Here is an 18,021-nt window from a genome sequence, read left to right on the forward strand (position 1 = left end):
GACCCCGCACCGGTCCGGCACCGGCTTCGGCGTCGTGGGCCGCGCCCCTGCTCGCGCGGCCCACGACGTCGTCCCCGCCGGCCCGGTCTGACTGCGGTGTCGAACCTTGTGTCTGTGATAGCCGAATTGGGAGGCTAATACCGAAAAGTCCCTCTATCGAGTGGCGCAACGCCACCCGACCTCGGTAAGGCCTCCGGAGGCCGTCGGCCGCCTAGACTTTCGGGCATGCCGCGCGCCAAGACCCCGCAGGAGCCCGCCGACGACGACCAGCCGGACGGCCCGGAGCTGTTGCGCGACCTGGACCGGCGCAACGCCTACCAGCTGATGATCGGCGGCACCCCGCAGTCGCACGTCGATCTGGACGACCCGACGTACCTGGAGTACGAGTACATCCGCCAGATCGCGCACCTGGTGGACCTGGTCGCCGACGAGGGCGCGCCGCTGCGGGTGCTGCACCTGGGCGGCGGCGGCCTGACCCTGCCCCGCTACGTCGCCGTCACCCGCCCGGGCTCGGGCCAGCAGGTCGTGGAGATCGACGGCAAGCTGCTGGACTTCGTCCGCACCAAGCTGCCGCTGCCGCGCAACGCGCGCGTGCGGCTGCGCACCGGCGACGCCCGCGACGTGCTCGGCCGGGTCCCGGCGGGCGCGTTCGACCTGACGGTCACCGACGTCTTCGCCGCCGCCCGCATCCCGAAGCACTTCACGTCGACCGAGTACGTGGCCCTGTCCAAGCGCGCGCTGCGCCCGACCGGAGTGCACCTGGTCAATCTCGCCGACGGAATAGCCGGTACGAGCCTGGCCTTCACCCGCCGCCAAGTCGCCACCGCGAAGGCGCACTTCGCGCACGTCCTGCTGCTCGCCGACCCCGGCATCCTGCGCGGCCGCAAGTTCGGCAACATCGTGCTGATGGCCTCCGACGCCCCGCTCCCGGTGGCCGGCCTGGTCCGGCGCGCGGCCTCCGACCCGTTCCCGAACCGGGTGGTGCGCGGTCAGGAGCTGGACGACTTCCAGGGCGGCGCCAAGCCGGTGACGGACGCCGACGCGGAGGCGTCGCCGGAGCCGCCGGCCGACGCGTTCTAGGCCGGCTCGTTCTAGGGCGTCCCACCGGAGGCCCACCGGCCGCACCGGCGCCGACTCCCGGCCCGGCACCAGCAGGTCGCCGCCCGGCCATGGCCTTTTGCCATACCCGCCGGTAACTTAGCGCCATGCGCCGCACCGTCTACACCGAAGACCACGAAGCCTTCCGCGCCATGCTGCGCGATTTCATCGCCAAGGAGGTGGTGCCGGTCTACCCCGAGTGGGAGCAGGCCGGACACCCGCCGCGCGAGTTCTACCACCGCCTCGGCGAGCTCGGGGTGTTCGGGATCGAGGTGCCGGAGGAGTACGGCGGCGCCGGCATGAGCACGTTCAAGTACCAGTCGATCGTGATCGAGGAGACCACGCGCGCCGGGGTGAGCTTCGGGACGACGACCGTGCACGTCGGGCTGATCCTGCCCTACCTGCTGGCCTACGCCACCGACGAGCAGAAGGCGCGCTGGCTGCCGAAGTTCATCTCCGGGGAGCTGATGACCGCGATCGCCATGACCGAGCCCGGCACCGGCTCGGACCTGGCCGGGATCCAGACCACCGCGAAGCTGTCCGAGGACGGCCGGCACTACGTGCTCAACGGCGCGAAGACCTTCATCACCGGCGGCGTGCTGGCGGATCTGGTCCTGGTGGTGGCGCGCACGGCGCCGGCCACACCGCAGGACCGCCGGGGCGGGCTGTCGATCCTGTGCGTGGACACCAAATCGCCGGGGTACTCGGTCGGGCGCAAGCTGGACAAGATCGGGTTGAAGACCTCTGACACCGCCGAGCTGGCCTTCACCGACGTGCAGGTCCCGGTCGAGAACCTGCTCGGCGAGGCCGGCAAGGGCTTCAGCTACCTGACCCACAACCTGCCGCAGGAGCGGCTGGCGATCGCGGTCGGCGGCTACGCCTCGGCGTCGGCGGCACTGCGCTTCGCGCTGGACTACGTCCGGGAACGCACGGTCTTCGGCACCTCGGTGGCCTCCTTCCAGAACACCAAGTTCGTCCTGGCCGAATGCGCCACCGAGGTCGAGGCGGCCGAGTGCATGATCGACCGCGCGCTGGAGCTGCACGAGGCCGGCGAGCTGTCAGTGGCCGATGCCGCGAAGGTGAAGCTGTTCTGCACCGAGGTGGCCGGGCGCGTCATCGACAAGTGCCTCCAGCTGCACGGCGGCTACGGCTACATCACCGAGTTCCCGATCGCGCGGCTGTACGCGGACACCCGGGTCTCGCGCATCTACGGCGGCACCAGCGAGGTCATGAAGACGATCATCGCGAAGTCGTTGGGCTTGTAGCCGCACGACACCGGGCCACACGTCACTGTGGCCACATGTCACTGTGGCCACATGTCACTGTGGCCACATGTCACTGTGGCCACATGTCACTGTGGCCACATATCACTCTGGCCTCACGTCACTTCGGTGCGCGTCGGGTCGATCTGCTCGTACGCCTTCGTCTCGACGATCCGGCGCATGGCGTCGAAGGCGTCCCACACGTCCACGAACCGCGTCGTGGACGGGGCCATGCCCAGGCGGACCCGGTCCGGCTCCCGGAAGTCCGGGATGACGTCGTGCTGCTCGATCAGCGCGCGGCAGATCCGGTACGCCTCGGGGTGCCGCACCGAGATGTGGCTGCCGCGGACGGCCGCGTCGCGCGGGCTGCCGAGGCTGAAGCCGATCGGGGCCAGCCAGGCGTCGAACAGCTCGATGGCGAACTCGGTGAGCGCCACGCCCTTGTCCCGCAACGGCTTGATGCCGGCCTCGGCCAGCACCCGGGCCCCGGAGTCGACCAGCGAGACCCCGACGACCTGCGGCGTGCCGACCAGGAAACGGCTCGCGGAGGCCACCGGGTCGTAGCCCTGGCCCATCGCGAACTGGTCGCGCTGGCCGTACCAGCCCCAGATCGGCTGGCGGACGGCGTCGATCAGCGAGGCGTTGGCGTAGAGGAACGCCGGGGACCCGGGGCCGCCGTTCAGGTACTTGTAGGTGCAGCCGACGGCGAAGTCGGTGCCGGTGGCGTCCAGTTCGATCGGGACCGAGCCCGCCGAGTGGCACAGGTCCCACAGCGCCAGAGCGCCGGCATCGTGCACCACCTGGTTCACGGACGCCAGATCGGCCAGCGCCGAGGAGCGGTAGTCCACCTGCGAAAGCGAGACCAGCGCGGTGCGGTCGTCCAGGACCGGGCGGAGCTGGTCGGCGGTCGGGCCGAGCAGTTCGTCGAACTCGACCAGCTTGAGCTCCAGGCCCCGGGCGGCGGCCAGGCCCTCCAGGACGTACCGGTCGGTCGGGAAGTTGTTGAGATCGCTGACGATCACGGTCCGGTCGGGACGCGCGTCGAGGGCGGCGGAGGCCAGCTTGTAGAGGTTCACCGACGTGGAGTCGGAGACCACGACCTGTCCGGCGGCGGCGCCGAGGAAGTGCTGTCCGAGGAAGTCGCCGACGGTCTGCGGCAGCGTCTGCCAACGCTCGTTCCAGGACCGGATCAGCCGGTCGCCCCATTCGCCGGCCACGACTTCCTGGACCCGGTCCAAGGAGGCCTTGGGGAGCCGGCCGAGGGAGTTGCCGTCGAGGTAGATGAGCTTTTCGTCGGGGATGACGAACTGGGTACGGAGCGACGCCAAAGGGTCGGTCGCGTCCCGGTTCTCCGCGTCATTGCGGGGGTGAGCTGTGGAGTCGGACACGTGATCAGACTAGGCGAGGGTGTCCGCGCGGGGAATGGGGGCTCGCGGGGCACTGAGGATTCGGGTGGGCGACCGGTGGCGGCCGGCCGCCCCTGGTGGGAGTCATCGGATTACCGCTTCGAGAACTCCTCCGTCGCCTCGTTCAGCGCCTGCCCCATGGCCTGGCTGCCGGTGTGCCCGGAGTCCTCGATGACCACGAGCTTGGCGTCCGGCCACGCCTGCGCCAGCTCCCACGCGGTGTATACGGGACTGCCCAGATCGTGGCGGCCGTGGACGAGGACCGCCGGGATGCCGTGCAGCTTGTGCATGTCGCGCAGGGTCTGGCCCGGCTCCAGCCAGGCGTCGTTGCCGAAGTAGTGCGCGCAGATGCGGACGAAGGCCAGCCGGTCATCGCCGACGAAGTCCTCCTCGTAGGCACCGGGCTTCCCGTTGCTCTCCAACGAGATCACGGCATCCTCCCACCGCATCCACTCGTCCGCCGCCGCTTCGCGCACCGCGCGGTCCGGGTTCTCCATCAGCCGGCTGTACGCCTGCACCAGGTTCCCGTCGCGCTCGGCCTCGGGCACGTGGTTGCGGAAGCGGTCCCAGGCCTCGGGGAAGATCCGCCGGACGCCGTGGTAGAGCCAGTCGGTCTCCTCCGGGCGGGTCGAGGTGACCGCCGGGATGATCATCTCGGTCACCCGCTCCGGGTGCGCCTGCGCGTAGACCAGGGCCAGGCTGGCGCCCCAGGAGCCACCCTTCACCAGCCACTTCTCAATGCCCAGATGCTCGCGCAGGAGCTCGATGTCGCGGACGAGGTGGTGCGTGGTGTTGACGGACATGTCCGTCGCCGGGTCGGACGCGTGCGGCGTGCTGCGCCCGCACCCCCGCTGGTCGAAGCGGATCACGCGCCACTTCTCGGGGTTCCAGCCCCTGGTCGGCCCGACCATCGAGCCGGCGCCGGGGCCGCCGTGCAGGTTCACCGCGGGCTTGCCGTCCGGGTTGCCGAGCTCTTCGTAGTAGATCTGGTTCCCGTCACCGACGTCGAGATATCCGGTGGCGTAAGGACCCATTGGCGGGTAGGAAATAGACATGGACGCGATCGTAGACCAGGGCAGCGAATCCGCACGCGGATCGCGGGACTGGAAGAACTGGTTCGCGGCCTACGACGACCCGGAATCCCCGCTGGTCAAGCGGCTGGCCACGGTCCAGCAGGGCATCCGGCGGGCGCTCGACGAAGCACCTTCAGGCGTGATCAAGGTCCTGAGTCTGTGCGCCGGCGAGGGACGGGACCTGATCCCGGTGCTCGCCGACCACCCGCGCCGCGCATCTGACCGCGCTGGGCGGCACCGCGATCTGGACCCGCCACCGGCACGATCCGGCCGTCATCCCGAGAATCCACGGCTGGTTCGGCGAAGCGGGCTTCTCCGATCTGTGGGAATCTGACGCGGATCTGCCGACCGTCATTTACGTCGCCGCGAATCGGCAGGAGCGGGAACCCGCTCCTCTTCCCGACGACCGCAAGCTTTTCACCTTCGTTCGATAGAACCATTCATGGGGATTTACAAAAGCGTCGCTCTTGAGAACGAGAGCATTGTCGCCGCAGGTCATTATGTGGACGCGCGTGGCGCCCGGGTGGATCTGGCCGCCGATGTGGCCGCGGCTTGCCAGGGGACTCGGTCCTACGACCCCGGCCAGACGCTGCGACTGTTCAACGACCAGACGCACCAGGCCGCCGGCGCACCGCGCCACGAAACAGCCTTCGAAGTCACCGACGAGACCAGCACTCAGGCCGGTCAGCGCTTGGTGCTCGCCGAGGGCGCGACCGACGTCGCGATCCTGAACTTCGCCTCGGCGCGCAACCCCGGCGGCGGGTACCTCGGCGGCGCGCGGGCTCAGGAGGAAGACCTGTGCCGCAGTTCCGCGTTGTACACGACACTGCTTGAGGCTCGTGACTACTACGACGCGCATCGGGCGAATCGCGATACCCGGTACAGCCATCGCGTCATCTTCTCCCCCGCTGTTCCGGTCTACCGTGACAGCGCCACGCGGCTGCTGGACACGCCCTATCAGATCTCTTATTTGACGTCGCCGGCTCCGAACGCCGGAGCGCTGGCCCGGCACGAGCCGTCGGCCCTGGACGAGGTCGAGGGTCTGCTCACCGAGCGTGCGGGGCGGGTGCTCGCGGTCGCGGCACACCACGGCGTCCAGACGCTGGTGCTCGGCGCGTGGGGCTGCGGCGTGTTCCGCAACGATCCGGCGACCGTGGCGCGGGTCTTCCACAGCTATCTCGCGGGCGGTGGCGTATTCGAGGGCAGATTCGCTCGAGTCGTGTTCGGCGTCTATGACACCTCCTCAGCGAGGACAACGCTGGGAGCGTTTCAGACAGCCTTCGCGGACCTTGTGTCTCAGTGCTCTGCTGCCAACTCGGAGAGCCTGTCGCGCAGCCAGTAGTAGGAGTCCTTCGGCGTGCGGGTCTGCGTCTGGTGGTCGACGTGGACCAGGCCGAAGCGCTGGTGGAAACCCTCGGCCCACTCGAAGTTGTCCAGCAGGGTCCAGGTCAGGTAGCCGCGGACGTCCACGCCGGCGGCCATCGCCTCGGACAGGGCCCTGATGTGGCCGTCGAGGTAGGCGATGCGGTCCGGGTCGGCCACGCGGCCGGCGACCAGCTTGTCGTCCACCGAGGTGCCGTTCTCGGTGATGTAGATCGGCGGGAGGGCGGCGCCGTAGCGGTCGGCGAGGCCGACGAGCACTTCGCGCAGGCCGTCAGGAACCACCGGCCAGTCGAAGGCGGTGCGCGGGACGCCTTCGATCGGCAGGTCCTGGAACGGCAGGCCGTGCTCGGGGCCGGGGGCGGCGACGCGGGTCGGGTTGTAGTAGTTGATGCCGAGGCCGTCCAGGGGCGCGGCGATGGTCGCCAGGTCGCCGTCGCGAACAGTGCCGTTCAGGTCGGGGCCGGTGCCATAGGCCGACAGGTCCGGGTAGGTGCCGAGCAGGATCGGGTCGTTGAACAGGCGGTTGTGGAGGGTGTCATACGCCTCGGCGGCCTTGATGTCCTCCGGCGCCCGGCTCGCGGGCCAGACCGGCGTGCAGTTGTTGGCGATCATCACCTTCCGGGCACCCGCGGCTCGCAGGGCACTGACGGCCAGGCCGTGCGCCAGGAGTTGGTGGTGTGCGACCGGGATGGCGTCGGTCATCAGCGCGCGGCCGGGCGCGTGGATGCCGAAGGCGTAGCCGTAGGCGAGGTGGATGAACGGCTCGTTCAGCGTGATCCAGTGCTCGACCCGGCCCGCCAGCCGGTCGGCGAGGAGGGCGGCGTACTCGGCGAAGCGGTAGGCGGTGTCGCGGTCGAGCCAGCCGTCACGATCCTCCAGCGCCTGCGGAAGGTCCCAGTGGAACAGGGTCGGGAACGGCGTGATCCCCTTCTCCAGCAAGGAATCCACGAGCCGTTCGTAGTACGCCAGACCAGCCGGGTTCGCAGGCCCCTCGCCGTCAGGCTGGATCCGCGTCCAGGCCACCGAGAAGCGGTAGGCGTTGACGCCGAGCTCCGCCATCAGCGCTACGTCCTCGGCACTGCGGTGGTAGTGGTCGCAGGCGACGTCGCCGGTCTGGTCGTCCCGGACAGCCCCCGGCCGCCGCACGAAGGTGTCCCAGATCGAGACGCCCTTGCCATCCTCGCTCGGCGCCCCTTCGATTTGGTAAGCGGAGGTGGATGTGCCCCAGTGGAAGCCGGCGGGGAACGACGGGAGCGGGGTGTAGTCGGTCACAGCGGGGCCACCTCCGGGAGGACTAACATGAGTCATCCTCAGGTTAGCGGGCGAGGGAGAATAGGGGAATGGAATCCACGACCGAGACCGCGACGGGACTCCGGCGCCGCCCCATGCAGCGGCGCAGCGCCGAGCGCTACGAGCGGATCCTCAACGTGTGCGCCGAACTCCTCGACGAGCTCGGCTTCGCCGGCCTGACCACCACCGCGGTCGCCAAGCGCGCCGAAGTCCCGATCGGCACCGTGTACCAATTCTTCGCGGACAAGAGCGCCCTGGTACACGCCCTAGCCGCACGAAACCTCGAGAACTACATGGGCCGCCTGGAGCACCGCTACAGCGAGGCGGTGCCAAGATCGGTAGAGGCGGTCGTAGACGTCGCCATCGACGAATTCGTGGACATGCGCCGCACCCAACCCGGCTTCGGCGTCCTGGACTTCGGCGCCGGAAGCGAATGGTCGGAGGCGGACCCCCGCGACCTGTACCTCCTGGACGAGAACGTCGAGAACAACACCGCAGTAGCACGCCGTCTACGAATGCTGACACCCTTCCTGGACTCCTCCCGCGCCGACACCGCCGAGATCGAGCTGGCACTGCGGGTGACGATGGAAGCCGCGGACGCGGTGCTGCAACTGGCCTTCCGGACCGATCCGGAAGGGGACGCGGGACTGATCGCGGAGTGCAAGAAGCTGCTGGTGGCTTATCTGGGGCCTTATTACGTGGGCTGATGCCGGCACAGCTAGGACCGAAGGCCGCAACGAGCTTTGAAACCCACAGCCAGCGCTAGTGCCGATGCGTATTGTCGGGCTGCGAGGGATCACCGGGATGCTCAAAGCCCGGCGCGTACGCGACAAGCGCCCGGCGGCGCTGGTCGAGCCAGCGGTTGAAGGCGGCCAGGCGGGTCGGGTCGGTGGCGTCGGTGCGCGGGGCGGGCTCGGCGGGCCGGACTTCGGTTGCGGTGACGGTCGCGAAGTGCCAGCCGAGGCCGGTGCGGACCGGGCCGACACGGGTGCCGGGCGGCAGGGCGCGGAGCTCGGCGGCGAGGGTGGCCGGGATGTCGTCGAGGGTGGTCCAGCCCAGGGAGACGTCCGGGGCGGTCGCCGCCTCGAACGCGGTGCCGGCGACGGTGTGTGTGACGCGGTACCAGGTGCGGGTGCTGGTGTGTGGCGCGGCAGTGCTCGGCGCCGCGGCTGTGCTCGGCGCGGCGGGCGGGGTCGCGACAGTGACGAGGTTGTAGAGGGCTGACATCTCCGGGGCCGTCGACCAGGCGGCGGCGTTGATGGAGCCCAGGTGCAGGGACTCAGCTTGGGTGAGTGGCCGAGGCGGGGCAGGCACATCCGCCAAGCGCAACGAGCCGGGCACTGGCACTGGCTGGTCGGCCAAGTCCGCAGCCGCCGGAAGTCGCTCTTCCTCGGCGCCCCGCACCCGAGCCGACTCCACCCGACAAAGCTCCTCGGTCAGCAGCACCTGCGCCGTCCATCGCAGAAACTGCCGATCCTCCTTGCTCCCCACCGCCGGCAGGCGCGCGGCCAGGCGCCCGGTGCGCAGCTCGCGGACCCGGGCTTCCAGACGCTCGCGCGGGATCGGCGTGCCGTCGACCCAGCCGATCACCGCTGCCTCGCGTTGTGCTTGCGCGGCGGCAGCGGCGTCGCTGTGGTGGTGCTCGTGCGCGTGCGTCACCGCACCACCACAGCCATCGCCGCCGTGTACTGCGCGCGCCCGAACCACATCAGCTTCACCATCGCCCACCAGTGCCCGGGTTCGGCGCCGGCGGGAATGGCGACCTCGAACTCGATCTCGGTCTCAGCGCCCGGCTCGACGCTGAACGCCTGGGCGTAGGGCCCGATGAAGTCCCACGTCCCCCACGGGCTGACCGGCATGGCTTCGCCGTCAATGCGGCCGCGGGTGCGGTTGGCCAGGCCGACGCGCAGGGTGGTGCGTTCGCCGGGCGACAGTTCGAGCTGCCCGGTGGTGGAAGTGATCTCCAGGCCGGTGGGGCGTGCGGTTTCGCTCTTGGTGCCCTGGGTTTGGACGCCGAGTTCGATCTCGGTCTCGGGGGACGTCGCGGGCGGCGCGTACTCCGGGGCGTCGATCAGAACGCTGATGACGTCCTCGATCGTCGACTCCCCCACCGCGAGCTGCACGCGCACGAAGTACATCCCCGGTGCTGCCGCGGCGGCGTCCGCGGGGGTCACCGTCAGCGGGAACACCGTGTGGCCGCCGGGTTCCAGCGCCACGGGACGCGACTCCGGCTCGACGTGCCAGCCGTCGGGTGCGGAAACCGTCAGCATGCCCTCGAACGTGGTGTCCGTGTACTGACTCGCCACCGCGACCGACACTTCGCCGCCGCTCCACCCCGCGCCCGCGAACCTGCCGGTGAGCGCGGCCGGGGTGGCGGCGACCGACACCGGCAGGAAGCCCATCGGCGCCGGCCCCCGGTTGTGCAGCCAGTACCGCGAGTAGACCGGCTGCGCCGGCTCCGTCGCGCGGCCGAGCACCGGAGCCAGGCCAGAGGACCCAGAGCCCTGATGCGGCACGACGATCGCCGTCGAGATCTGCGACCCGCCCAGCTGCACCGAACCCGCGGCGCGCACCTCGCAGCGCCTGCCGCACTCCTCGAGCAGGTCGGCGCGGTCGCTGGACAGCACGCCCAGGGGGCTGCGCACCGCGACGGTCTGGCCGGTGCCGTTGGCCTCGACCAGCCGCACCATGAAGCCCAGTTCCGGGGACGCCTCCAGCGCCGAACCCACCGACTCCGGGTTCCCGGCCGGCTTGACCGCCGTCACCTGTGCGGCGCGCTCCGGCGTGACCGAGAGCAGCGCGTGCCGGGCCGGCAGTGCGCCGCGGTGCGCCCTCTCCTGCCGGGCCAGCATCGGCGTCGAGAAGGCCGCGCCGGACGCGACCAGCCCGACCGCGCGCCAGTCTCCCGCGCCGCTCACCAGCGCGTAGTCGAAGTCGTGGGTCCAGTGCTGGAGTTGGAACGCCGAGTCGTCCGGCATGCGGCGCAGCGGCGGGTCCAGCCAGACGCCCGACGGCCAGCCGGTGCACGAGCGCATCAGCGACAGGTGCAGCGCGCCGGAGGGGTCGACGGCGAAGCCGGGCAGGCCGTTGTTGATCAGGCCGACGGTGTGGTCGTCGAGCAGCGCGGTGTCGGCGGGGCCGGCGGTGACCGCGCGCAGGGAGGTGTCGGCGGCGAAGGCGGACGCGGCCTCGTGCACCCGCTGCGCCGTGTCCTCCGGACGCTCGCCGGCGATGATCAGGACCGGCAGTGCCCGCGCGGCGCGCAGGTCGGCGTTCGGCACCCACGCCTTCTCGACCGGGAGCTCGGCCGGGATGAAGAAGCGGGCGTGCCCGTCGTTCTTCATCAGCAGGTCGAACTCCTGGCGGACCGAGGGGTCGCAGTGTTCGAAGACCTCGGCGGCCAGCGGGTTGGTGTCCGGCCCGCCGATCACGATGCGCAGGTCCGGCAGGTTGGAGTCGACGTGCAGCCAGCCGTAGCGGGCGCCCTCGGCGGTGGTGGTGGTCGCGGTGACGCCGATCCGGGCCAGCGCCACGACCAGGTCGCGGATCGGGTCGGCGTGCCGGTCCAGATCATCGGCCACGACCTCGGCGATCGAGATCGCGACCTGGCCGAGTTCGGCTTCGGCCCGGTCGCTCAGCCGCAGGGTCGCGGTGCTGCCGAGCGCGAAGAAGGTGTTCGCCGGGTTGTCCAGCGTCCACGGCGCGACGGCCACGTCCGAGTCCGGCAGCGCGAAACCGCGGCCGATGACGGCACCGGCGACTTCGGAGACGGGGCGCGCGCCGGGGACGTCGCAGGGGAACTTGACGCGCAACAGCCGGTCGGCGCCGGTGAAGTCCAGGACCCGGGTGCGGAAGTCGACGCGGTCCAGGCCGTGCCAGAGCGTGATGCGCTGCTCGTAGTCGACCTCGCCGACGGTGCCGGTGACGACGTAGCGGCGGCCGAGCGGTGATTCCTCGGCGCGTACCGAGGTGGCGGCCGCGGCGGCCGAGCCCAGGACGGTCCCGTTCGGGACCAGGTGCCACGGGCCCTCGCCGAACTCGGGGTGCTGCGGGTACTCCTCGCTGACCCGCAGCTCGTTGCCGATCTCGCCGGGCTTGAGCAGCTGACGGCCGGTGGCCAGTTCGCGGATGCCGCTCAGGCCGCCGCCGCGGGCCGGGTCGACGGCGATTTCGAAGTACTCGTTGGCGATGGACGCCGGGAGCTCGGCGATGTCTTTCCAGACAACACTTTCAGTGTCGGCCCCGTTGTCGGCGCCGTACTCCACGAACCAGCTCCGCCACCCCATCCCCGGCACCCCGGCGGCGACGAAAGCCACATCGACGTGCGCGCCGTCCCGGGCCTGGATCACGAACGGCACCGCGGCGCCTTCGTCATCGGTGAGCCGCAGCGCGTCGGCGCCGACGCCCTCGGGCAGCCGCAGCCTCACCCGCACCACATCGGTCCGCTCGAACGCCAGGGTGTTGAACACCCCGACCGTCCCGTTCCCGGCCCCGCCGTAGGTCTCCACGTTCCGGAAGATCGCCTCCAGCGCCGCGTCCCGGGCCTCGACGGCCAGGTCGTGCGCCTCGCGCCAGCCGGTGACCAGGTCGATGTAGACCTGGTCCGACTCCGAGCCGGTGATCGCGTCGTGGTGCGCCCCGTACGCCAGCTGCCGCCACACCTTGTCCAGCGCGGCGCTCGGGTAGCGGCCGTAGCCCAGCAGCGAGGCGAACGTGGCCAGCTTCTCGGCGTCGGCCGCCGCGGTCTCGGCCGCGCGCTGGGCCTGCTTGGTGTCGATGTACGACACGTCCTTGCCGGTGTAGACCGGGTTCATGTCCCGGGTCTGCGGGCTCGGCCGGACGCCGCGCTCGGCGAGTTCGGCGTGCACCGCGGCGAAGAAGTCCCGGGGCAGGCCGGTGACGAAGCGCGGCCAGACGTAGCGCGCGTTCCAGTCGCGGTGGATGGCCGTGACCCACTTGTTCGGCGGGGTGTAGTCGGTGCCGACCGGCAGCAGCGTGTTGCGCGTGGCGGCGGCCTGCTTGAGCCCCAGGAACAGGTCGTAGACCTTCTCCTCGGCCTCCTCCAGCGTCGCCGAGGAGTCCATCCACCAGCCGGCCGAGTAGTGGTTCGGCATGTAGTGGGTGACGACGCCCTGCCCGGACGGCGAGATCCACTCGAACTCTGCCGGGAACTGCATGTTCTGCACGTCGCCCTGGACGCCGTCGAACTTCGTCAGCATCGGGCCCCACTGGTGGTACGGCCCGCGCGCCCAGGACGTGGAGCTCAGCCCGGCGTCGGCGACCAGGCCGGGGAACTGCGGGTCGTGGCCGAAGACGTCCAGCTGCCAGGCGGTCTGCGGGTCGGCGCCCATGATGTCGCGCTGGTAGCCGATGCCGTAGACCAGGTTGCGGATCGTGGTCTCCAGCCCGGTGAGGTTGGTGTTGGGCTCGTTGTAGGTACCGCCCATCACTTCCACCCGCCCGGTGGATATCAGTTCCCGGAGAAGCGCGCGATACTGCGGGTAGACGTCCCAGAACGGCTTCAGATAGTCGACCTCGGCCAGCACGAAGCTGTAGTCGGGGTCGGCGGCGGCGAGATCGAGGTGGGCTTTGACGAGATGGAACGCGTTGTTCTCCCAGACCGGGCGCGTGCTGCCGTCGTTGCCCTGCAGTTCCCAGGTCTGGGTGTAGCCGGCTTGGGTGTTCCACCAGACGGGGTCGTAGTGGAAGTGCGAGACCAGGTACATCGTCCAGCCCGGCTCGGCCACCGTGATGCTGACCTGCTGTTCGGCCAGGATCTGGCCGTCGGCGCCGAGCACTTGCAGCTGCCCGGTCAGGGTCTGGCCCGGGGCCGCGTCGGCCTCGACCGTCATCGGCAGCTCGACGACACTCTCCCCGTCTCCCGGGGCGAGTTCGCAGGCTGCTCGCACCTTCAGAGCGAGAAGCGATACAGTCACCGCACCGTCGGTGACGGCCCGCTCGAGCACGACCCGTAGGACTTGACGCGGTTCCGTATCGGTTCCGACGAAAAGCTCCGTCGAGTCCGCGGACTTGATCTGGACGGCCACGGCCCCTCCTTGAAACCCACCCGAACGAGCAACTAAAGCGCTAAAGCAGCTGGGAGTCATTAATGCCCACCTCTGGCAGCGGTGTCAACAAGCCTGGTGCCGCCGCGGGTCATGGACGGGCGGCGGGCGTCGGAAAGAACAAGACCCGGCTCACCATCGCCGACATCGCCCGCGAGGTCGGGGTGTCGCCGAGCGCGGTCTCCTTCGCGCTCAACGGACGCCCCGGTGTCAGTGAGGCTACCCGGACGCGGATCCTTCAAGCCGCCGAACGTATGAACTGGCATCCGCACAGCGCCGCGCGCGCCCTCGGCGGGGCCCCGGCCGGCGCGGTCGGGCTGGTCCTGGCCCGGCCCACCCGGACCCTCGGCGCCGAGCCGTTCTACGCGCAGCTCATCTACGGCATGCAGTCGGTCCTGTCCGCGCGCTCGGTCGCCCTGCTGTTACAGGTCGTGGACGACACCGACGCCGAGTTGGTCGTCTACCGGCGCTGGGCCGGCGAGCAGCGGGTGGACGGGCTGCTCATCGTGGACCCGCAGACCAAGGACCCGCGGATCTCGGCCGTGGAGGCGCTGGGCGTGCCGGCCATCGTGCTGGGCGGGCACGGCAAGCACGGCGAGTTGCCGACGGTCTGGGCCGACGACCGGGAGGCGATGCTGGAGACGGTGCGCTACCTGGCCGCGCTCGGGCACACCCGGATCGCGCACGTGGCCGGCACCCCGGCGTTCCAGCACACCCAGCGCCGTATCAGGGCTCTGAAGGACGCCGCGGGACAGCTGGGGCTGGTCGAGACCCAGTCGGTGCCCACGGACTTCAGCGACGGCGAGGGGGCCGCGGTGACCCGGCGCCTGCTGTCCCAGCCGGACGCGCCGACCGCGATCGTCTACGACAGCGACCTGATGGCGGTCGCCGGCCTCGGGGTGGCGACCGAGATGGGGGTGCGGGTGCCGGGCGAGTTGTCGATCGTGTCGTTCGACGATTCGGTGCTGACCCGCGTGGTGCATCCGGCGATCACGGCGTTGTCCCGGGACACGCACGCTCTGGGCGTGCAGGTCGCCGAGGCGCTGCTGCGGATCGTGGAGGAGCCGGGGACGGTCGGCGACATAAAGGCCGCCACGCCTCGGTTGACGGTGCGGGAGAGCACGGCGAAGCCGGGGCGGTAGGCGACGGGGGCTGTAAGCGATAAGAGCGGTAGGCGACAAGCGCGGTAGGCGACAAGCGCGGTAGGCGACGGGCAACGACGCGCCGATCGGGTACCACGCGTGATAGAGAGATCGGCATGACTGATCTCGACGTCGCGACCCTGCAACGCCGGCTGGTGGCTTTCGCCGAGGCCCGCGACTGGGGCCCGTTCCACACCCCGAAGAACCTCACGATGGCCTTGAGCGTCGAGGCCTCCGAACTCGCCGAGATCTTCCAGTGGCTCACCCCGGAGGAGTCGGTCGAGGTGATGTCGGACCCTGACAAGGCCTTCCGGGTCCGGGACGAGGTCGCCGACGTACTGGCGTATCTGTTGCAGGTGGCGGCCGCCTGCGACGTGGACGTGTTGCAGGCGCTGTCGGAGAAGATCGACCGCAACGAGCTCCGTTTCCCTGCCGGGCCCAGGTGAACAGAGGGAAACGGGCACTTTGTCCAGTCCCCGCGTAGGGTGGTGCGCATGAGCACTTTGGAACTGACCAAGGACACGTTCGAGCAGGCGGTCACCTCCGACGGGATCGTGCTTGTCGACTTCTGGGCCGAGTGGTGCGGACCGTGCAAGCAGTTCGCGCCGATCTACGACAAGGTGTCGGAGGCCAACCCGGACATCACCTTCGCCAAGGTGGACACCGAGGACCAGCCGGAGCTCGCGGGGGCGTTCGAGATCCGCTCGATCCCGACACTGATGATCTTCCGGGACGGCGTGATGGTCTACGGCCAGCCCGGTGCGCTGCCCGAGGCGCCGCTGGTGGACTTGATCAAGCAGGCGCGGGAACTGGACATGGAAGAAGTGCGCAAGCAGATCGCCGCGCACCAGAACGGCGGGCATGAGGGAGCTGACGCGCAAGCGTAGCCACGACCGGGGTCGGGCGGCGCCGGGGACGGACCCGGCGGGCGCCGCCGGCCCTGGGGAGCATGCGGAGAAACGGTGTCTGGCCAAGCGGTTCAGGCCCTCCCGCGTGCCACCTGAACCAGCCGACCAGCCGCGTCGTTCAGCTCCCGACCCCGCCGCCACACCGCACGCAGCGTCCGGCGCAGCGCGACATCCTCGGCGAGCGACACCTCGACCAGACGACCCGAGGCGATGTCCTCGGCGACCGCCAAGACGCTGAGCACCGCCGGGCCGCTGCCGGCCAGCGCGGCCGAGCGCAGCGGGGCGGTGGCGCCGAGTTCGATCAGCGGCACGGCCGGGCCGTCGTGGGCGGCCAGCGCCGCCTCCAACACCTCTCGCGTCCCGGATCCGGGTTCGCGCAGCAACAGCGGTTCGGCCGCGAGTTCGGCCGCCGTCAACGGTTCTTTGCGCCGGGCCCACGGATGCGCGGGCGCGACCACCACCACCAGCCGGTCCCGGCCCACGACCGCCGAGTGCAGGTCGCGCGGGACCCACGTCCCCTCGACGAAGCCCAGATCCACGTCGCCGGCCCGCAGCGCCGCCACCACTTGGTGAGAGTTCTCCACGGTCAGCCCGACCCGCGTTCCCGGGCGGAGCTGGCGCAGCTCGATGAGCCATTTGGGGACCAGGTGCTCGGCGATGGTGAGGCTGGCGGCGACCGCCAGCCGCTCATCGGCGTGCGTGCGCAGCGCTTCGGCGCCTTCGACCAGCGCCTCGGCCTGCTCCAGGACCCGGCGGGCCCAGTCGGTGACCACGGCCCCGTTGCCGGTCAGGCGGGAGCCGGAGGTGGTGCGCTCCAGCAGTTTCAGGCCGAGGCGGCGTTCCAGCGTCGCCATCCGGGCCGAGGCCGAGGGCTGGCTGATCCCGGTGCGCGCGGCCGCCTTCCCCAGCGAGCCGGTGTCGGCGACGGCCACCAGGAGCTGGAGCGCGTCGAGATCCGGGAGCCGGGTCATAGCGAATCCGGAAGGCGGGTCGGATCCGGAGGGCGGGTCGAATTCGGGAGACGGGTCATAGAGACAGCCTATGAGGTCTTCGGCAATCTCCGGCTACCCGACTGCGTTCCGGGCGACCAGGCTCGTATGACGTGGGAAAGAGTGGATTGCCGGGCCTGGCGCTGACGGCCGGCGCGGTGGCGGTGTCCTGGTTCGCGAACCGGATGTGGCCGACGCTGTCGCCGCTGACGGCCGCCGTCATCCTGGGCGTCCTGGCCGCGAACCTGCTGCCGGCCGCGACGATGAGCGCGGCACGGCCGGGCGCGCAGATCGCCGCGAAACGGCTGATGCGGCTCGGGATCGTGCTGCTGGGGCTGCAACTGGCGCTCGGCGACGTGCTGAAGCTGGGCTGGCAGAGCCTGGTATTGGTGGTCGCGGTCGTGTTCGCGACGTTCTTCGGGACCCAGTGGCTGGGCCGCCGGATGGGCCTGCCCGGCCGCCAGCCGCTGCTGATCGCCACCGGCTTCGCGATCTGCGGCGCGAGCGCGGTGGCGGCGATGGAGGGTGTGACCCGGCGGTCCGGCGACTCCGAGGACGACCCGGACCCGGTACTGGCGGTCGCGCTGGTGACGCTGTGCGGCTCGCTGGCGATTCTGGTGCTGCCGCTGCTGCGCGGACCGCTGGGGCTGCACGACCCGGCGATGTTCGGGCACTGGGTGGGAGCCTCGGTGCACGACGTGGGGCAGGTGGTCGCGACGTCCAGTTCGGGCGGCGCGGTCGCGGTGAACGGCGCGGTGGTGGTGAAGCTGATGCGGGTCGCGATGCTGGCGCCGATGGTGGCCGGGACGGCGGTTGCCTGGCGGCGGCGGGTGGCGGTGCCCACGGCGGAGGTCGCCGCCGCTGAGGCGAAGCTGCCGGTGTCGGTCGGCGTACCGGCGTTGGTCGGCGTAGGCGGCGGCTCCCCCAATACCGCAACGGAGGTGACCCAGCCGAGTGATGTAGCAGCGGACCCGGCGGCTACCGAGGCCCCCGTTGACGCTCCGAGCCCCCCGGTGGCCAAGCACCCCCCGATCGTCCCCCTGTTCGTCGCCGGCTTCCTGGCGATGATCGCCCTGCGCACCACCGGCATCCTCCCGACCTCCGCCCTGAACGCCGGCAAGCAGCTCCAGGACCTCCTGCTGGCCGCCGGCATGTTCGGGCTGGGCACCGGCGTCCGGCTGCGCGAGCTGGCCCGGACCGGGGCCAAACCGCTCGCGTTGGGCCTGGCGTCATGGGCCCTGATCGCCTCAGCGGCCTATATCGGAGTTCGCCTCACTTCCTGACCACTTACGGTTCGGGGAGAGATGGAACGGCGGCGTTCCGGCCGTGACATGCAGGGGGGCGCGCGGGGCCGAGCCCTGGTCCTGGTCCTGGTCCTGGTCCTGATCCTGGTCATGGTCATGGC

Annotated in this window: 14 protein-coding genes and 2 pseudogenes; 9 read left to right on the plus strand and 7 right to left on the minus strand. The window is 70.5% G+C overall.

Annotation, left to right across the window (positions count from 1 at the left end; all coding sequences use genetic code 11):
• The first annotated feature begins 225 nt into the window (after positions 1-225).
• The gene (locus tag KGQ19_RS20230) at positions 226-1,080 is read left to right on the plus strand and encodes a spermidine synthase (protein WP_212010762.1); all 855 of its coding nucleotides are present in this window, start codon (positions 226-228) and stop codon (positions 1,078-1,080) included.
• Positions 1,081-1,205: 125 nt separating this feature from the next.
• Positions 1,206-2,363, plus strand: coding sequence for an acyl-CoA dehydrogenase family protein (locus KGQ19_RS20235; RefSeq protein ID WP_212010763.1), 1,158 nt, complete (start codon positions 1,206-1,208; stop codon positions 2,361-2,363).
• A 113-nt stretch (positions 2,364-2,476) separates the two neighbouring features.
• Here KGQ19_RS20235 and kynU read toward each other — a convergent pair whose 3' ends face one another.
• Positions 2,477-3,748, minus strand: coding sequence for a kynureninase (gene kynU / locus KGQ19_RS20240; protein ID WP_212010764.1), 1,272 nt, complete (start codon positions 3,746-3,748; stop codon positions 2,477-2,479).
• 110 nt (positions 3,749-3,858) lie between these two features.
• Entirely contained in the window at positions 3,859-4,821 is a 963-nt protein-coding gene (pip, locus tag KGQ19_RS20245) for a prolyl aminopeptidase (protein ID WP_230419015.1), read from the minus strand.
• On the opposite strand from pip, the gene KGQ19_RS20250 reads away from it, so the two are divergent.
• The gene (locus KGQ19_RS20250; protein WP_212010765.1) at positions 4,820-5,173 is read left to right on the plus strand and encodes a hypothetical protein; all 354 of its coding nucleotides are present in this window, start codon (positions 4,820-4,822) and stop codon (positions 5,171-5,173) included. The two genes, pip and KGQ19_RS20250, sit on opposite strands and share 2 nt — an antisense overlap.
• 108 nt (positions 5,174-5,281) lie before the next feature.
• A complete protein-coding gene (locus KGQ19_RS20255) occupies positions 5,282-6,181 on the plus strand; it encodes a TIGR02452 family protein (protein WP_212010766.1) in 900 nt (299 codons plus the stop codon).
• Here KGQ19_RS20255 and KGQ19_RS20260 read toward each other — a convergent pair.
• Positions 6,136-7,530 (minus strand): GH1 family beta-glucosidase, encoded by a 1,395-nt coding sequence (locus KGQ19_RS20260; protein WP_230419018.1) that lies wholly within the window; start codon positions 7,528-7,530, stop codon positions 6,136-6,138. The two genes, KGQ19_RS20255 and KGQ19_RS20260, sit on opposite strands and share 46 nt — an antisense overlap.
• Before the next feature lie 32 nt (positions 7,531-7,562).
• On the opposite strand from KGQ19_RS20260, the gene KGQ19_RS20265 reads away from it, so the two are divergent.
• Positions 7,563-8,219, plus strand: coding sequence for a TetR/AcrR family transcriptional regulator (locus KGQ19_RS20265; RefSeq protein WP_212010768.1), 657 nt, complete (start codon positions 7,563-7,565; stop codon positions 8,217-8,219).
• Positions 8,220-8,274: 55 nt separating this feature from the next.
• Here the strand turns inward: KGQ19_RS20265 and KGQ19_RS53450 are convergent.
• The 3 genes and pseudogenes from KGQ19_RS53450 to KGQ19_RS20275 all read right to left on the minus strand — a co-directional run.
• Positions 8,275-8,391, minus strand: a pseudogene (locus tag KGQ19_RS53450) (malonyl CoA-ACP transacylase); the annotation flags it as partial.
• A 609-nt stretch (positions 8,392-9,000) separates the two neighbouring features.
• Positions 9,001-9,240 (minus strand): annotated as a pseudogene (locus tag KGQ19_RS53455) (DUF7158 domain-containing protein); the annotation flags it as partial.
• Complete coding sequence (locus tag KGQ19_RS20275; RefSeq protein ID WP_212010770.1) at positions 9,168-13,559, minus strand: glycoside hydrolase family 38 N-terminal domain-containing protein; 4,392 nt, start codon at positions 13,557-13,559, stop codon at positions 9,168-9,170. The gene KGQ19_RS20275 and the pseudogene KGQ19_RS53455, both read right to left, overlap by 73 nt.
• A gap of 62 nt (positions 13,560-13,621) precedes the next feature.
• Between KGQ19_RS20275 and KGQ19_RS20280 the strand changes: the two genes are divergently transcribed.
• The 3 genes from KGQ19_RS20280 to trxA all read left to right on the plus strand — a co-directional run bounded on the left by KGQ19_RS20280 (position 13,622) and on the right by trxA (position 15,606).
• A complete protein-coding gene (locus KGQ19_RS20280; RefSeq protein ID WP_212010771.1) occupies positions 13,622-14,719 on the plus strand; it encodes a LacI family DNA-binding transcriptional regulator in 1,098 nt (365 codons plus the stop codon).
• A gap of 116 nt (positions 14,720-14,835) precedes the next feature.
• The gene (locus KGQ19_RS20285) at positions 14,836-15,165 is read left to right on the plus strand and encodes a nucleotide pyrophosphohydrolase (RefSeq protein ID WP_212010772.1); all 330 of its coding nucleotides are present in this window, start codon (positions 14,836-14,838) and stop codon (positions 15,163-15,165) included.
• Positions 15,166-15,213: 48 nt separating this feature from the next.
• A complete protein-coding gene (gene trxA / locus KGQ19_RS20290) occupies positions 15,214-15,606 on the plus strand; it encodes a thioredoxin (protein ID WP_212010773.1) in 393 nt (130 codons plus the stop codon).
• 92 nt (positions 15,607-15,698) lie between these two features.
• Here the strand turns inward: trxA and KGQ19_RS20295 are convergent, their stop codons facing one another.
• Positions 15,699-16,598 carry a LysR family transcriptional regulator gene (locus KGQ19_RS20295; RefSeq protein ID WP_212010774.1) on the minus strand — a complete coding sequence of 300 codons (900 nt, stop codon included), beginning with the start codon at positions 16,596-16,598 and terminating at the stop codon, positions 15,699-15,701.
• 131 nt (positions 16,599-16,729) lie between these two features.
• Between KGQ19_RS20295 and KGQ19_RS20300 the strand changes: the two genes are divergently transcribed.
• The gene (locus KGQ19_RS20300) at positions 16,730-17,899 is read left to right on the plus strand and encodes a YeiH family protein (protein WP_212010775.1); all 1,170 of its coding nucleotides are present in this window, start codon (positions 16,730-16,732) and stop codon (positions 17,897-17,899) included.
• Positions 17,900-18,021: the final 122 nt, after the last annotated feature.

The organism is Catenulispora pinistramenti, from assembly GCF_018274385.1.
Lineage (GTDB): Bacteria > Actinomycetota > Actinomycetes > Streptomycetales > Catenulisporaceae > Catenulispora > Catenulispora pinistramenti.

Bases quoted from the DNA above. Each gene is read 5' to 3' on its own strand.
- KGQ19_RS20265 (WP_212010768.1), top strand. From the start codon at position 7,563: ATGGAATCCACGACCGAGACCGCGACGGGACTCCGGCGCCGCCCCATG.
- pip (WP_230419015.1), bottom strand. From the start codon at position 4,821: ATGTCTATTTCCTACCCGCCAATGGGTCCTTACGCCACCGGATATCTC.
- KGQ19_RS20235 (WP_212010763.1), top strand. From the start codon at position 1,206: ATGCGCCGCACCGTCTACACCGAAGACCACGAAGCCTTCCGCGCCATG.
- KGQ19_RS20250 (WP_212010765.1), top strand. From the start codon at position 4,820: ATGGACGCGATCGTAGACCAGGGCAGCGAATCCGCACGCGGATCGCGG.
- KGQ19_RS20285 (WP_212010772.1), top strand. From the start codon at position 14,836: ATGACTGATCTCGACGTCGCGACCCTGCAACGCCGGCTGGTGGCTTTC.
- KGQ19_RS20280 (WP_212010771.1), top strand. From the start codon at position 13,622: ATGCCCACCTCTGGCAGCGGTGTCAACAAGCCTGGTGCCGCCGCGGGT.
- trxA (WP_212010773.1), top strand. From the start codon at position 15,214: ATGAGCACTTTGGAACTGACCAAGGACACGTTCGAGCAGGCGGTCACC.
- KGQ19_RS20255 (WP_212010766.1), top strand. From the start codon at position 5,282: ATGGGGATTTACAAAAGCGTCGCTCTTGAGAACGAGAGCATTGTCGCC.
- KGQ19_RS20230 (WP_212010762.1), top strand. From the start codon at position 226: ATGCCGCGCGCCAAGACCCCGCAGGAGCCCGCCGACGACGACCAGCCG.
- KGQ19_RS20295 (WP_212010774.1), bottom strand. From the start codon at position 16,598: ATGACCCGGCTCCCGGATCTCGACGCGCTCCAGCTCCTGGTGGCCGTC.
- KGQ19_RS20260 (WP_230419018.1), bottom strand. From the start codon at position 7,530: ATGACTCATGTTAGTCCTCCCGGAGGTGGCCCCGCTGTGACCGACTAC.